Consider the following 16,034-nt stretch of genomic DNA (forward strand, 5'->3'; position numbering starts at 1 on the left):
AATAAAGAACAAAACGGTATATTAAAAATAAATGCTGTTTTGTTCTTGATCGTAAATGTATAAATAATCAAGAATTGTCGCTAAACTCTGTGTAGTGTGGCTACTTCAATCGATAGATTACGATTTCCTTGCTTAAAAACTAATCAATATTAAGTTTAAGCCATCAAGATATCAACATTATGATACCCAATGTTGATCAATATAAATCCATGGAGACTGATATGAAACTTGTACAATGGTTTATCTTACCATTATTGGCAACATCACTAGTCATGACTGGTTGTGCAAGCAGAAAACCGACAAGCAATACCACCACCAGTGATCTTGCCGCTGGAAACACCACGTTATCCGTTAATACACAAGGTTTAAGCGAAGATGCTGCCCTCAACGCACAAAATCTAGCGGGTGCTTCAGCAAAAGGCGTGACTGAAGCCAATAAAGCCTATTTGGCAAAACGTGTGGTTTATTTTGGTTTTGACAGTAGTGATTTATCTAACGAAGACTATCAAACCCTACAAGCACATGCTCAATATTTAATGGCCAATGCCAATTCACGCGTTGCCTTAACTGGACATACCGATGAACGTGGTACCCGTGAATATAATATGGCATTAGGTGAACGTCGTGCTAAAGCAGTCGAAAGCTTTTTAGTCAGTAATGGTGTTAATCCAAATCAACTCGAAGCTGTCAGTTATGGCAAAGAAATGCCAATTAATCCTGGCCATAATGAAAGTGCTTGGCAAGAAAATCGTCGCGTAGAAATCAATTACGAAGCCGTTCCACCACTATTAAAATAGGTATTAGCTTAACTGATCATCATGACCATTAACGCTGTTGCTCAATATCTACAAACAGAGTGAAAGACTTATTTATATGCTTTAAATTAGTCCAATCGGTTCCGACTCATAGTTACAAGACACGCTTTACCTCAGGGTAAGGTGTGTAATCGCTTATATCTGGATGGTTTTATCTTAAATACATTTTTCTCACAGTATTGCAGTTTGCTTAGATTTGCCATGAGATCACCAAGATTAATTCGCTGTATATAGCGATTAAAAGCCGACACAAAAAATATCCTATAACATATTCATCTCATACATTACGCTGTTAAGCTAAGATACTTGGTTTGAGAGGCTATGGATATTTTCCAATAGTTGCGTTTACTTTTAAATCAGTGAAATGAAAGCATCATCCAGCATCCCACAATATCGCCAACAATAAGATTCTTTTAAATTATTTTAATTCGACTACTTGGTTTAAATATTGATATGCACATCTAACATGCAAATAATATCTTGATGATTTTTATTAAACAATCATGCAAAAAAATAAGGTTGCCAAATAGACAACCTTATTTCTTGACTTCATCTTGACTAATTCAAATCATTATCCAAGATGAATACCCGATCTCATCATTAAGCTGAGAATTGGTTCATAGTATTTTTCTTATCGTCATGTGCTTTAAGCGCATTATCACCAGAGAAGATTTCTTTATGATCATCACCGATGTCAGAACCCGCCATTGCCTGGTGTTTTACACAAGAAATGCTACCACGGATTTCTTTACGCTGAACGCCAGCTACATAAGCCAACATACCTTCGTCACCGAAGTAACCTTGAGCAAGCTCATGTGTTGAAAGAGCTGCTGTGTGGTAAGTCGGAAGTGTAATCAAGTGATGGAATACACCCGCCTCACGAGAAGCATCTGCCTGGAATGTACGTACTTTCTCATCAGCTTCAGCAGCTAATTCAGTATTGTCATATTCTGCGCTCATTAATTTAGCACGGTCGTATGCAGATACGTCTTTACCTTCAGCAACCCAACGATCGTAAGCTTGTTGACGGAAGTTTAATGTCCAGTTGAATGATGGAGAGTTGTTATAAACAAGTTTAGCATTTGGCACAACTTCTTTAACACGGTTCACCATGTGTGCAATTTCTTCAACGTTTGGCGTTGCAGTTTCGATCCAAAGAAGATCAGCACCATTTTGTAAGCTCGTGATACAGTCAAGTACAACACGGTCAATTTGAGTGTTTTCACGGAACTGATATAAACCAGAAGCTAAACGTTTAGGACGGTGAAGCTTGCCATCGCGTTTGATTAAGATTTCATCTTCTTTTGCATCTGCAATATCAATTTCAGTTGTATCTAAGTAGCTGATATATTGAGAAGCGATGTCGCCTGGCTCTTTAACCACTGGGATTTTTTGAGTAAGGTCAGCACCTTCAGAGTCAGTACGTGCAACAATAATACCGTCATCAAGACCCATTTCTAAGAATGCATAACGAAGTGCATGGATTTTAGCAATAAAGTCTTCGTGTGGAACAGTAACTTTACCAGCTTGGTGACCACATTGTTTCGCATCAGAAACCTGGTTTTCAATTTGTAGTGCACATGCACCCGCTTCGATCATTTTCTTAGCAAGTAAGTAAGTCGCTTCTTCGTTACCGAAACCAGCATCGATATCTGCAATAATTGGCACAACATGTGTTTCAAAGTTGTCGATTTGTGCAGTAATTTCAGCAACTTTAGCAGTATCACCAGCTTCTTGTGCTTTTTTAAGTGCGCGGAATAAATCGTTAAGTTCTTTCGCATCTGCTTGACGTAAGAAAGTATAAATTTCTTCAATTAACGCTGGAACAGAAGTTTTTTCGTGCATTGATTGGTCAGGAAGTGGACCAAATTCTGAACGAAGTGCAGCAACCATCCAACCAGAAAGATAGATATAACGACGTTCAGTTGTACCGAAGTATTTTTTGTTCGCAATCATTTTTTGTTGTGCGATAAAACCATGCCAGCAACCCAATGATTGAGTATATTTGCTAGAATCTGCATCATAAGCAGCCATATCACGACGCATAATTGCAGCGGTATATTTAGCAATATCTAAACCAGTTTTAAAACGGTTTTGCATTTGCATACGTGCAGCATCTTCAGGACTAATGTCTGCCCAAGTACTACCGAATTTTGCTTTTAATTCACGAATTGCATCAATCGCTGTTTGATATGTAGTCATGATATATTCCTGTAATAATATTAGGATTTTTTACAACGAAGGATTCAAAATCACAACTTGAATCAGGTGTTCGGATTTAGATCAATTCGTTGTCATAACTACAGAGTAGATGGACTTTTAAAATTAATCCAATATTCTCCACTAATTTTCAGTATTTATTTAAAAAATATATAGATTAAAGTCGTAATATAATTGTTATAATATATTTTAAGTCATTGAATAATATTAATTATTAAAAATTACATACTGATTACATTCTAAACAATTTGTTTAATTATTCAGCATCAGACTAAAGTCTTGGGTCAATACTTTCCTAGAAGTAACATCAGCATGATCACCTGCTGATCACAGAATATGGGACATTTTAAATACACCATAAACTTTAAAAAACATGCTGATATTTAGCTTTACCTTTCATTTTTCTGCGCTGGCCACAGTCCAAGCTATGCCACCATGATGCTGTTGATAAAATAAACTTTTAAAGGCTTCAATCAATCACGCTGTGAATCCAATCATCAGCGATGAATAACAATAGCGCTAATTTTAAATGTTTAGCCGCATATCACATCTCAATATAATAATGTATTGTTTTCGTTTGCTAGATAGCTGGATTGATAACAACGTAATTCCTCGTTAAATATCTCTAGAATCAATGGACTTTAACTAAAACAACATCTTCAGCTTACTCAAATCTATCATGGTAAATTTACTTTTTTACTTGGTATTTTCTACACAATTCAGACAGCTTATGGCATAATTAAAATAATTTATTAATTTTATTCTCGGTATTTATTTTATGAATCTGGAGCGTGTCGATCTTAATTTACTTATTTATCTCGATGTTCTCTTACGAGAAAAAAATGTAACACGTGCAGCAGAACAACTCGGTGTTACCCAACCAGCGATGAGTAATATTTTACGCCGATTACGTAATCTTTTTAATGATCCACTCCTGATTCGCTCATCAGAAGGGATGACACCTACCGAACGCGCTCTAGAACTTCAACCACGTATTCGTGATGCCTTAGCAGACCTATCAATGATTCTGGAACCACGTACTGAGTTCCGACCATATACATCGAATCGTGTATTTAGAATTATGACGTCAGACTATGCAGAGGCAACACTGGTTCCTCGTTTAGTCAAAGCATTACGCTCCGAAGCACCAAATATTGTTTTAGACTTCTTAACACCGAGTGATGTTTCTTACCGAGATATGGAACAAGGTAAAGTAGATTTAGCCATTAATCGTTTTAATGAGATCCCGCAAAGCTTCCATCAGGTCTTGGTATGGCGTGATAGTTTTTCCTGTTTACTGAATCAAAAACATCCAGCAGCTTCAAATTTAAATCTAAAAAGTTATTTAGATGCACAGCATATCTGGGTATCAAAAACAGGCATGGGCGTTGGCTTTGGTGTTAATCCCGAAAAACAGGCTGGATTAGGCTGGATTGATCAAGCACTCGAACGTATTGGCCAAAAACGGAAAATTTCTGTATTTACTCGTCATTATCAAATGCCTGCACTATTGGCATCGAATGTTGACTTAATTGCAACATTACCAAGTCGTATTGCACGTCTACAAGCCAAAAGTCAAAGTTTACTGATTAAAGACCCTCCTTTTTATATTCCAGAATTTGAGTTAAAAATGGCGTGGTGCCCTTTATTACACCATCATCCTGCGCATCGTTGGTTACGTCAGTTAATTTTATATGTTGCTCGTCAAATGATTGAAGAAGAAAATCGTGAGTTTTTATCCAATAATTCACAATTCTCACATTATTAATGTGTCTAAACTAGCGCTGTGCTAATCTTTCATCGATGCGATTGAATAATCAATAAATCGATCTAACAGCCATGGCTTTAATGCCATAATATGAGGTATGGATGTATCTTCCGTCCAGTGAATTTGCATCCTGCAGCATTTTGTTTTAAAAGTATAGAATATAATGATAAATCCACAGGTGGATTCGTGAGTCTTTTTCAAAATATTGTCATTATCCTGTTATTAATTATTGGTGCAGGCTTTTTATCTCTTACAGAGATTGCATTTGCCGGTGCACGAAGGGTTAAACTGAAAATTCTTGCTGAATCAGGTGAAGAACGCGCACAAAAAGTGCTGGATCTGCAAGTCAACTCTGCAGATTTTTTTGCTGCATCGCAAATTGGTATGAATGCGATTGCAATTTTAGGAGGGATTTTAGGTGAGGCTGCATTTCGACCTTACTTTGTGTTATTGGTCGATCGATTCTATGATGGGCCCGGAACTCAAAGCATTGGCTTTGCCCTTTCATTTACCTTAGTCACATCACTATTTATTCTATTTGCAGATTTAATGCCCAAACGTTTGGCCATGATTGCGCCAGAAAAAATTGCGATCGCGGTAATTAATCCAGTCCAAGTTTTTATTCTCATTTGTCGGCCATTGGCATGGATTATTAATGCAATTGCAAATCTGTTATTTAAACTCTTTAAAGTGAACACCACTCGCGAAGAAAATATTACCTTTGATGATATTTCAGCAGTCATGGATGCTGGTGCACAAGCTGGTGTATTGCAAAAACAGGAACACCATTTTATTGAAAATGTTTTTGAACTTGAAGAACGTAACGTACCTTCAAGTATGACCACACGTGAAAATGTGGTGTTTTTTACTTTAAATGAACCTGAAGAAAGTATTCGTCAAAAATTGGCAGAATATCCTTATTCCAAATTTTTAGTTTGTAGTAAAAATATTGATGATGTGATTGGTTATGTCGATGCCAAAGATATTTTGGTTCGTATTTTAAAAAATCAATCTTTACTGCAATTAAATGAAAGTACGATTCGTAATGTATTAACAATTCCAGATACCTTGACACTGTCTGAGTTATTGGACCGTTTTCGCTCAACCAAAGAAAAATTTGCAGTTGTCATTAATGAATATGCCTTGGTGGTTGGTGTCATTACCCTATCAGATATCATGATTACCGTAATGGGAGATTGGGTCACACCAACTGAAGAAGACCAACAAATTATTCAACGTGATAGTAATTCATGGCTCATTGAAGGCAGTACGCCCATTGAAGACATTAAACACGCCTTAGAAATAGATGAAATGCCTGATGAGGAAAGTTATGAAACACTTGCTGGCTTTATGATGTATCGATTAAGAAAAATTCCTCGTCCTGCCGATGTCGTGGTATTTGCAGATTATAAATTTGAAGTGGTTGATGTCGATCATTTTAAAATCGATCAACTCCTAGTAACACGTCTGACTGAACATGTAGCGACAATAACACAGCAGTCTGAATAAAATTCACCCCTTTATCACTATTTTAGAGCAAGATAAAGGGTATATTGACAATAAAAAATATAAATTAATTAATGTATACATCTAAAGCTAAAGATAAAATCATAATCTTTCTGCTTATATGCCTCATTAAATGGTAATTTAAATTAAACAATAATATAAAAAATTAACGTAATTTTTAAAAATTAAAAAATTTTTTTTAATATAATTATTTAATTTTTAAATTAAATTAGTTAAAAATTAAAATTTTTAAAATAAATATTTGTATAAAAATTATTTAATTAAAATAAATAATTTCATCATTACTTATCAAGGATTGATCATATGTTGACATTTTTAGGTTTAAGCATGATTTTATGCTTTATATATTGCATTATGTCTAAACGTCTTATTCCATTGGTTGCATTAACATTAATACCCATTTTATTTGCATTTTTCGCGTGGGGACTGGGATTTTTTATTGAAGATTTAGCACATATTCAACTCGATAGCTTAAGAGACATGATCTTTGAGGGATTACAAAAATTGGCACCAACAGGAATTATGTTACTGTTTGCCATTCTCTATTTTGCCATCATGATTGATACAGGACTATTTGATCCATCAATCCAGTGGATTTTAAAGCGTGTTCAGGGCGATCCACTTAAAGTAATCATTGGAACCATCAGCCTGACACTCATCGTATCGTTGGATGGTGATGGTTCAACAACTTATATGATTTGTGTTGCAGCTATGCTGCCCTTATATCAACGTTTGGGTATGAGCCCATTGATTATGGCCTGTTTAATGATGCTGGCAAGCGGGATAATGAATTTGACACCCTGGGGAGGACCGACAGCACGTGCTGCAACAGCATTAAAAGTCGATCCAAGCGATGTTTTTGTACCCATGATTTTACCGATGATCACAGCAATTATCTGGCTATATATTTTAGGTTTTATATATGGACGTGCTGAAAGACGCCGCTTGGGTATCATTAATCTAGATAGCCGACATTATGACCAGTCTATAAAAATTTCACAATATCCCGAAGCAAACCGTGCGCATTTACGTTGGTTTAACGCCTTACTGACACTGATTTTAATTGTCTGCTTGATCATCAATTTGCTGCCTATGCCTATCTTGTTCATGTTAGCTTTATGTATTGCGCTAGTAGTGAATTATCAACAAATTGAATTACAAAAACAGCTGATCAGCATGCATGCTGCTAGTGCACTGAATGTCGTAGCAATTATTTTTGCTGCGGGCATTTTTACTGGGATATTGTCAGGTACAGGTATGGTTGAAGCCATGTCTAAAACATTTATTAGCGTTATTCCAACATATATGGGGCCTTATTTTGCACCGATTACTGCTGTGATCAGCCTTCCGTTAACTTTTTTAATGTCTAACGATGCCTTTTATTACGGCATACTACCGATTCTATCTGAAACAGCAGCACATTATGGTATAACACCCGTTGAAATGGCGCGGGCAGCGATTATTGGTCAACCGGTACATCTACTCTCTCCACTGGTGCCTTCCACCTATTTGCTTTGTGGTTTAGCAACAATCGAATTGGATCAGCATCAAAAGTTTACGATGAAATGAGCCATTATCACTTGCATGGTCATGCTGATTGCTGCACTTATTTTAGGCGTTTTTCCATTTTATTCGATATCCAAATAACCAGATTTATCGCAACAGGCATCATCAGGATACCTGTTGCGATTATGAGTGCATGAATCTAGCATTCACTGTCATTTATCATCAATTGACATGAGCAAACAATTCCGCCAGTAGTGCCTGATAATGAATGGCGATATCTTGTTGCAAAATTTGATAGGCATTATCTAACTGCACCATTGGCCAACCTTCTTTCCAAAAAGGGAAAATATTATGCAAATCTGCAGTCACCGTTGCATCTTCATGGGTAATGGCCTGCGCGATTTGTGCTAAAACTTGTGCAGTTTCAGCACCATCAATTGCCAGATAATCAATACCATGCGCTTTTAAAATACGGATACGGTCTTTTTTATAGCGAATTTTTTTTGCTTGCCCATCATTTAAACTTAAGGCCAAACTGACTGCCTCGACAAAATGACGTTCAAATGCATGATGTAATGCAACCAAAGCCTGTTTATGTGCTTCTTGACGCCCTGCCTTACCTCCATGACGAATGATTTCTTGCGCTGCTGTATCGAGCTGATCATTTTTCATTGAGGTTAAAATATCTAAAATTTCGATATCACTTAATGCTGCAGGAGATTGTGGATTCATAAAAGGTCTTGAGTTGAGTATAAAACATTATTTTCGCATAAATCACACGAGAAATACATGAATCATATGATGCTCATCTTAACTAGAGCATCGTATCAAGATCTCAGCAATACAATCGTCATGCTGATCGTAATTTTAACAATATCGTTATACTGAATATCATATCAGTCACTGACTAATCATAAAAAATACCAGCAATATGCTGGTATAGTGATTTATTACACTTAAAATGATCTTTTAAATCACCTGAACCACGACTTTTCCAATATGTTCACCAGTATCCATACATGCATGCGCATCTTGAATATGTTGAAAATCAAATATTTTATAAACCATTGGTAAACACTCACCCTGTGCCCACAGTGGTGCAACATAATCTTGCAAACCTTGTGCGATCGCTGCTTTTTCTTCAGCGCTACGTGCACGCATCGTTGAACCAGTAATGGTTAAACGCTTCATCATAATCTGGCCAAGCTTGACATCTTTTGCTTTGGCGCCACCTAAAAATGCAATATAAACCAAGCGTCCATCACGGCGTAATAAGTTTAAATTTTTCTCCAAATAAGGCGCACCAACCATATCTAATATGATATCCACACCCTGTTGATCAGTGAATTGATTAATGACTTGCTCAAAATCTTCAGTTTTATAATTAATCGCCTGAGTTAAATGAGCGATCGCTTGTACCTTTTCATCGCTTCCCACAGTGGCAAAACTTTTTAAACCCAATGCTTTACATAACATTAAAGCCGTCGTTCCAATACCACTTGCACCGCCATGCACCAATACTGTTTCACCTGCTTTCGCTTGCGCCATCTGAAAAACATTGGCCCAAACCGTAAAAAATGTTTCTGGAATTGCTGCCGCCTGTACAAAACTGACACCAAGTGGAATTTTCAGTACTTGGCTTTCTGGAACGATACAATACTCAGCATATCCTCCGCCATTGGTCAAACCACATACATGATCACCAATTTGAAATCGAGTCACATTTTTCCCCACAGCAACCACTTCACCAGCCACTTCCAAGCCTGGAACAGGTGTCACCCCTGGTGGCATTGGATACAAACCTTGGCGTTGTAAAATATCTGGGCGGTTAATACCAAATGCATGTACTTTAACCAACACCTCATTCTCTTGTGCGATGGGTATTGCCACAGATTCATAAGCAAGTTTATCAACACCGCCTGGCGCTGTAATAATAACCTGTTGCATTGTTATTGCTGACATAATGATTCCCTGATTGATTGCATTATTTCATTTATATTTACGCTATTTGAACATAGCATTGATCTTAAATAAATAATAATAAACTTCTGTATAATGATGCTAATACCCATACAAGCAACATTTATTCCGATGAAAAATAAACGCAGCAATACACAACCCATAAAATATATTTAACCCCAATCACCAATCACCAATCACCAATCACCAATCACCAATCACCAATCACGATATGATAAAAAATATGATTGATTACACTGAAGATAACGCTCATGATTTTGAATGGTTTGATGGCTTTGCTATCATTCGTTTTTATGCAGATTGGTGCCAACCCTGCGTTCAGCATACCCATACATTTACATGCTTTGTCACACAAATGAGTCAGGATTATCCTGAACTTAAATTTGGTCAAGTGAATATTGATCACTCGCCTATTGTCACTTTACGCCATAAAGTATTCGGCTTACCTGCTATCCTTGTTTTTTATCAAGGACAAATCATTCACCGTATTGCAGGTTTAAAAAGTGCTCATGAGTTACGTGTGATTGTTTATAAAATTTTGACCAACTACTTATCTCAATAAATTAAACATCAAGATTCATCCTGCTCTATTTTTTCAGGTAAATGAACAAATTGCATTAAAAATCGACGGACCAAAGGCAATACAATTAAGATCAAGGGAAAAGCAATTAACCAAGACAATGTCCAAGCATGTATCCAGACTGACCAAAAATCATCCGTTATACCGCGATTAATAAACAAATTAAAACATGAGATTGAACCACTCATAATTCCTGAAAGCATCAATGGCATCAGCCATGAAAGATGCTTATGATGAATTTTAGGAAACCGACTTTGCATAACCAACCTTACTATACTCTAGATAAGCAACTAACAACTTAGTGTGCTGTTTTCACTGTTTGTTTTAGTGCTTTCATAAACTGTAAAAACTGTGGCATGAAATCTTTAAATAATGGTAAATCCTTATTTTCCAATAAAGTTTCTCCAAAAAGTTTTAGACCTACAGCAAAAGATTGAGCACTTTCATCATCCAGTAATTGACTTTGCTGAATAATGGCGACAATTTTAAAAATATCATCATGGTTACGAGTATTAAATTGTAAGGCCTCTGTATATTCAGAAGGCTGGCCATGTATATCTGCAAGATGTTTTACTGTCACTTGATACTGATGTTGTTTCATTTTATTTTCCTATAACCGCGCGATACCAGTCGCTGCCTGATCAATGTGTTGTGCAATATCTTGGATTTGTTGCGGGCTTAAATCACAATATTGTATTTTTAATCGCAGCGCTGCTTTTAAATTACTCATAGCACGCTTGATATCTAGATATTGTGCATTGTCTTGAATTTGCTTACGTGTATCAAAACGACAAAAAATTTTATCAAGATCTGCTTGTTGCAATTTAAGGTGCTGTTGCCCTGCTGCAGTAATACAATATTGTTTACGATCGTTATCAACCAAATTTGCCAGGATATATTGCTGTTGTTCTAGATAATTTAGAGTAGGATAAATCGTTCCCGCACTCGGGCTATAGCCCCCACCTACAATATCCGCAATATCCTTCATTAAGTCATAACCATATTTAGGTGCTTGTGCAATCAGATGTAATACTAAAAGCTTCATCTGCCCTGCTTCAAATAAACGCTGTTTACGTGCTGAAGGTACAGTCGAATCAATAAACAGTTCAGATTGAATATCATCTTGCATATTAAGAGTATGTCTTTAAGCTATTAAGATATATCTTAATACTATCTTTATTTTTTAATTACCACAAGTCATAAAAACCAACAAGATCTCGATTTATGTATGATGAAACATCATTATTGAACTTATTTTAATCATCATATCCTTGTGATTAGGTGGTATCGCCAAGCACTGACATTTATACTTTCAGCGCCTTTAAATCATGATTATTTTTTTATATTTAAATTTATTTTTTCATAAATTATTAATATGTAATAAAATTTTTAATATATTACAAATCAACCAAACTGTCATTTTTAAGCTTTAAGTTTAGGGCGCTTAATCAATACCAACTTGGATTATTTCATGACCAAACTTAGTTCCCTAACTTTAGCTATATTACTGACATTCAATTTAACAGCCTGTTTTGACAATGATGACAGTAATAGCACTTCAAATAATACTGAACCACCGACCACACCAAAACCTGAAACACCAGATCAAGAAGTTCCTGTACCCAAAATTTATCTCGATGAACATTTTGATCAAATCACCGCATTACCACCAACATGGACAACATTAAGATCCAATCCTGGTACAGTTGAAATCAAGGAAGGGAGTTTATGGCTGGATGGTCGTGCCAATGATACTCAAATGACGACACTCATGTTGTCTCCAGAATTTCAACAACTGAGAAATTATCGTATTGATATTGAGTTTAGCTACCTTGAACGTAATAATGGCGGTCGTTGGGGAAGTATTATTTATCGTGCTGCAGACAACTATGCTGAACCCGCATTTACCCCCTATTACCAATTTGCTATCCGTGCTGATGCCACAACAGCCAGTGGTCTAGAGCTCGCCCTACGTCAACCAACCAATGCATGGAATGTCCTACATAAATCTTCATATAAAGAAAATATGGAGATCAATCAAGTTCATAAAGCAACTGTAGTGGTTTATGGACAGCGAGTACGTCACTATATTGATGACAATCTAGTCCTTGATACCACACTACCTTATAATCTGAATCAAGGTGGTATTGGCTTATCAACAGCTGGGCTATTAATGAAAGTCGATTCGATTAAAATCAGTGAGCAACTCGAAGCTTTACCTGAATCAAATCGTGTTACAGATTTAATCGATCACCAGCTCCCTGTATCAATGGCTCCCACCTTGATTCAGCCAATTCCCTCGACAGGAATGGCATCACCTACCGCAGCACATGTGGCTTATCAACTAGATGAACAATTAAATTTACGCGATACTCAACAAAAAACAATAAGCACCTTATCAGACTATCTTAAAGATTCCACCCGCCGCAGTATTCCGTTATTTACGATTCAATCTGAAAAAACTATTGAAAATTTAAAAGACTTAAGTGATCAATATGATCTCTCTGATATCACTTTGCTCTCTGATCAAACCGAATTATTACGTAAAGCACGTATTGCACTTCCGATGATTCGTACGGCACTGGATTATTCCAAACATACAGGTTTGAGTAATTCTCGTCAGGATATTGTGACAATTGCGCACAACACCAATACATCATTATCTAAAATTGTGATTCTACCACCGCATTTGCTGCAACCTGATGTCGTGTCACATTTACAACGCTTACTCATCACGCCTTGGGCAAGTATCGAAAATGTTAATTATCTCACTGCTGCACAGATCTTAAGTAGTGGTGTTAATGGTATTTATAGCAATCAGCCTGAAATATTTCAAACACTAATGAAGATGATGGCACCCAATACATTGCTACGTAAACCACTCATTACCGGACATCGAGGTATTCCTGCTCTGGAAGATGAAAATACATTGGAAGGAATGTTAAAGGCCATTCAAGTAGGAGCTGATGCAATAGAATATGATGTCTATCTATCTAAAGACAATCATGTCGTCATTATGCATGATGCCACAACAACACGAACGACAGGAGTAAATCGCAATATTGAAGAGATGACATTAGCTGAAATTCAAAACTTAAGAACCATTCCTAATGGACGAAAAGTCCCGACAATGGCTGAGGTTCTAGCTACAGTCAAAAATTATCCCAATATTACCCATTTTATTGAAATCAAAAGTGCCAAACCTGAAATTGTAGAAAAAATTAAAGCATTACTCGATCAATACAATGCCTATGATCAGGCAATTGTGATTAGTTTTAATGGCAATCAACTGCTTCAAATGAAAAATATTTTACCGGGTGTTTCTACTGGCTTTCTCACCAGCACACCAAGTGCACAAAGTAATATTGTCAATACACGACGCATTCTAGATGCAACACAGAAATATTTCTCAACCTTTAATCCATCTTTTGCTGGCCTAAATAAAGAATTAATGCATATGGCCAGCCAACGCGGTGTAACGTTTTGGCCGTGGACATTCCGTTTAAATAAAGATGATTTTAATCGTATGTATGTACAGGGAACGCATGGTCTTACAACAGATTATTCACATGATGCTGCAAATTTTGTAGTGAAATTACACACTGCAAATCAAATCAAGGCAACAGTAGGACAACCACTTGAAATAAAAGGTGAAATTGAAACACAAGTCGGTAAAAAATCACCATATACAGTGAAAAATATGTTGGTTTTACCCAATTCAGCAGCCCATACATCGAGCGGCCAAACGATTCGCTTTACTGAAAAAGGAACAGCTTATGTTTTACCAAGCTATCAATATAATATTGCACCCAACTATAGCTATACTATTTATGCCCAACCTGTGACGGTTAATATTCAATAACGGGCTATATGAAGTGTTAAGTGAATTGAGATTCAATCCATTAAATCAGCATGATACTGCTCTCAAAGAAAATCAGAATCGATGCTAACAATAAACCCGCAATCAATTGCGGGTTTATTTTAATCTTTACTGATCTTTTATAAACGAACTAAACTGACAATTCTATCCACCAACAGATCAATTGCATCATCCTGTAACAGAACTAAATCAGCACCATCAGCGACATCTGTAATCACGACAACACCCGTTTCAGACAACAAAGCAATTTGTTCGACAGTTAAACCTGCTTTTGCTATCGCAACCACACCCTGTTGAATTAATAAACTTTCTAAAGTTTGTGCATGTTGCAATGCTGCGGCAGAAATAGCAATAGTTGCTGGTTTTTGACCTAAACGTGCTGCACGATCTTCTGCGGTCACTGGATGAGCATGCGCAGACCATTCAACAGATGCCTCCACCATACCAGCACCGATTGTGACATTATTTAGACGGTCAATAAAAATAAATGAACCTGTGTAACGACTGTCTTGATAACGATCAAAAACCACAGGCACATCAAACTCAATCACCACATTCGCAATGGCATTCAGTTCAAGATGATCAACATCTACTTTTTCTAAGGTATTAACGTTGGTCCGATAATTTATTGCAGTCACTTTGGCTGGAACCGTTTGTGTTCCTACCTTTAAATTATACAATTTACCCATCACCAATGGCTGATCCGCCATCCAGACCACGGTTGCATTTACAGCACGTGAAATCGCTGGTGCTTTCTGATCAGCACGTACCAAAACATTACCACGAGAAATATCAATTTCATCATTTAAAGTCAAAGTTACTGCCTGACCCGCAATCGCATGATCTAACAGACCATCAAAGGTCACAATTTCTTTAACTGTCGATTTCTTACCTGAAGGCAAAGCGATAATTTCATCGCCAACCCCAATATCGCCTAATGCAATCGTGCCACAAAAACCACGGAAATCAAGGTTAGGACGATTGACATATTGCACAGGAAAACGGAAATCATTGCGCACAGAATGACGGTTAATTTCAACCGTTTCCAAAGTTTCCATTAAGGTTTGACCTTGATACCATGGAGTATTCAAGGATTTATTCACCACGTTATCACCATTCAATGCTGAAATCGGTGTGAAAATAATATTGGCAGGTTTACGATCACCCAGCTGATGAACAAATTGATTATATTCTGTTTGAATTTCATTAAAACGTTGTTCAGAAAACTCAACCAAGTCCATTTTATTAATGGCAACAATAATATTTTTAATACCCAATAAGCTGGCAATATAGGTATGACGACGTGTCTGTGTTTGTACACCATAACGCGCATCAATCAAAATAATTGCTAAATCACAGGTAGATGCACCAGTCGCCATATTACGCGTATACTGCTCATGCCCCGGGGTATCAGCAATAATAAATTTACGTTTTTCGGTAGAGAAATAGCGATAAGCTACATCAATGGTGATCCCTTGTTCACGTTCAGCTTGTAAGCCATCAACCAACAGTGCTAAATCTGGGGCATCACCTGTGGTACCGACTTTTTTAGAATCGCGAGTGACTGCTTGTAATTGATCTTCATAAATCAATTTTGAATCATACAATAAACGACCGATTAAAGTTGATTTACCATCATCGACGTTACCACAGGTCAAAAAACGTAATAAGTCTTTATTTTCGTGCTGTTTTAAATATGCCAAAATATCTTGGCTAATTAAATCTGATTGATGAGACATTGCTCAAAGCTCCACAATT

The 16,034-nt window shown here is 36.7% G+C and carries 12 protein-coding genes and 1 pseudogene; 6 read left to right on the forward strand and 7 right to left on the reverse strand.

The genetic code is table 11. From position 1 onward, the window contains the following. The first annotated feature begins 221 nt into the window (after positions 1 to 221). Positions 222 to 797: a peptidoglycan-associated lipoprotein Pal gene (pal, locus tag QSG86_RS14785; RefSeq protein ID WP_317032196.1), complete on the forward strand. Its 576-nt coding sequence runs from the start codon at positions 222 to 224 to the stop codon at positions 795 to 797. 618 nt (positions 798 to 1,415) lie between these two features. Here pal and QSG86_RS14790 read toward each other — a convergent pair. Then, the gene (locus QSG86_RS14790) at positions 1,416 to 3,017 is read right to left on the reverse strand and encodes an isocitrate lyase (RefSeq protein WP_317032197.1); all 1,602 of its coding nucleotides are present in this window, start codon (positions 3,015 to 3,017) and stop codon (positions 1,416 to 1,418) included. A gap of 796 nt (positions 3,018 to 3,813) precedes the next feature. Here QSG86_RS14790 and QSG86_RS14795 point away from each other — a divergent pair. The 3 genes and pseudogenes from QSG86_RS14795 to QSG86_RS14805 all read left to right on the forward strand — a co-directional run bounded on the left by QSG86_RS14795 (position 3,814) and on the right by QSG86_RS14805 (position 7,977). Then, positions 3,814 to 4,803: a LysR family transcriptional regulator gene (locus QSG86_RS14795; RefSeq protein WP_317032198.1), complete on the forward strand. Its 990-nt coding sequence runs from the start codon at positions 3,814 to 3,816 to the stop codon at positions 4,801 to 4,803. Positions 4,804 to 4,989: 186 nt separating this feature from the next. Then, complete coding sequence (locus QSG86_RS14800) at positions 4,990 to 6,312, forward strand: hemolysin family protein (RefSeq protein WP_317032199.1); 1,323 nt, start codon at positions 4,990 to 4,992, stop codon at positions 6,310 to 6,312. Between the two features lie 321 nt (positions 6,313 to 6,633). Then, a pseudogene (locus QSG86_RS14805) lies at positions 6,634 to 7,977 on the forward strand (CitMHS family transporter). Between the two features lie 81 nt (positions 7,978 to 8,058). On the opposite strand, the gene QSG86_RS14810 reads toward QSG86_RS14805, so the two are convergent. Together QSG86_RS14810 and QSG86_RS14815 are read right to left on the reverse strand one after the other, a co-directional pair. Beyond that, positions 8,059 to 8,568, reverse strand: coding sequence for a hypothetical protein (locus QSG86_RS14810; protein WP_317032200.1), 510 nt, complete (start codon positions 8,566 to 8,568; stop codon positions 8,059 to 8,061). 237 nt (positions 8,569 to 8,805) lie between these two features. Beyond that, positions 8,806 to 9,798, reverse strand: a complete 993-nt coding sequence (locus tag QSG86_RS14815; protein WP_317032201.1) for an NAD(P)H-quinone oxidoreductase — start codon at positions 9,796 to 9,798, stop codon at positions 8,806 to 8,808. A gap of 241 nt (positions 9,799 to 10,039) precedes the next feature. Here QSG86_RS14815 and QSG86_RS14820 point away from each other — a divergent pair, with 241 nt between their 5' ends. Further along, positions 10,040 to 10,378, forward strand: a complete 339-nt coding sequence (locus QSG86_RS14820; RefSeq protein WP_410487477.1) for a thioredoxin family protein — start codon at positions 10,040 to 10,042, stop codon at positions 10,376 to 10,378. Between the two features lie 8 nt (positions 10,379 to 10,386). Here the strand turns inward: QSG86_RS14820 and QSG86_RS14825 are convergent, their stop codons facing one another. The 3 genes from QSG86_RS14825 to QSG86_RS14835 are packed head-to-tail and all read right to left on the reverse strand — an operon-like array spanning position 10,387 to position 11,525. Next, positions 10,387 to 10,656 (reverse strand): DUF2798 domain-containing protein, encoded by a 270-nt coding sequence (locus QSG86_RS14825; RefSeq protein ID WP_317032202.1) that lies wholly within the window; start codon positions 10,654 to 10,656, stop codon positions 10,387 to 10,389. A gap of 38 nt (positions 10,657 to 10,694) precedes the next feature. Continuing rightward, positions 10,695 to 10,997: a DUF3861 domain-containing protein gene (locus QSG86_RS14830; RefSeq protein WP_317032203.1), complete on the reverse strand. Its 303-nt coding sequence runs from the start codon at positions 10,995 to 10,997 to the stop codon at positions 10,695 to 10,697. Between the two features lie 9 nt (positions 10,998 to 11,006). Next, the gene (locus QSG86_RS14835; RefSeq protein WP_317032204.1) at positions 11,007 to 11,525 is read right to left on the reverse strand and encodes a PadR family transcriptional regulator; all 519 of its coding nucleotides are present in this window, start codon (positions 11,523 to 11,525) and stop codon (positions 11,007 to 11,009) included. A gap of 342 nt (positions 11,526 to 11,867) precedes the next feature. On the opposite strand from QSG86_RS14835, the gene QSG86_RS14840 reads away from it, so the two are divergent. Continuing rightward, the gene (locus QSG86_RS14840; RefSeq protein WP_317032205.1) at positions 11,868 to 14,258 is read left to right on the forward strand and encodes a glycerophosphodiester phosphodiesterase family protein; all 2,391 of its coding nucleotides are present in this window, start codon (positions 11,868 to 11,870) and stop codon (positions 14,256 to 14,258) included. Positions 14,259 to 14,395: 137 nt separating this feature from the next. On the opposite strand, the gene cysN is transcribed toward QSG86_RS14840, so the two are convergent. Then, on the reverse strand, positions 14,396 to 16,015 hold the full coding sequence (cysN, locus tag QSG86_RS14845) for a sulfate adenylyltransferase subunit CysN (RefSeq protein WP_317032206.1): 1,620 nt from the start codon (positions 16,013 to 16,015) through the stop codon (positions 14,396 to 14,398). Between the last annotated feature and the right edge of the window lie 19 nt (positions 16,016 to 16,034).

This window comes from Acinetobacter sp. SAAs474 (genome assembly GCF_032823475.1).
Classification (GTDB): domain Bacteria; phylum Pseudomonadota; class Gammaproteobacteria; order Pseudomonadales; family Moraxellaceae; genus Acinetobacter.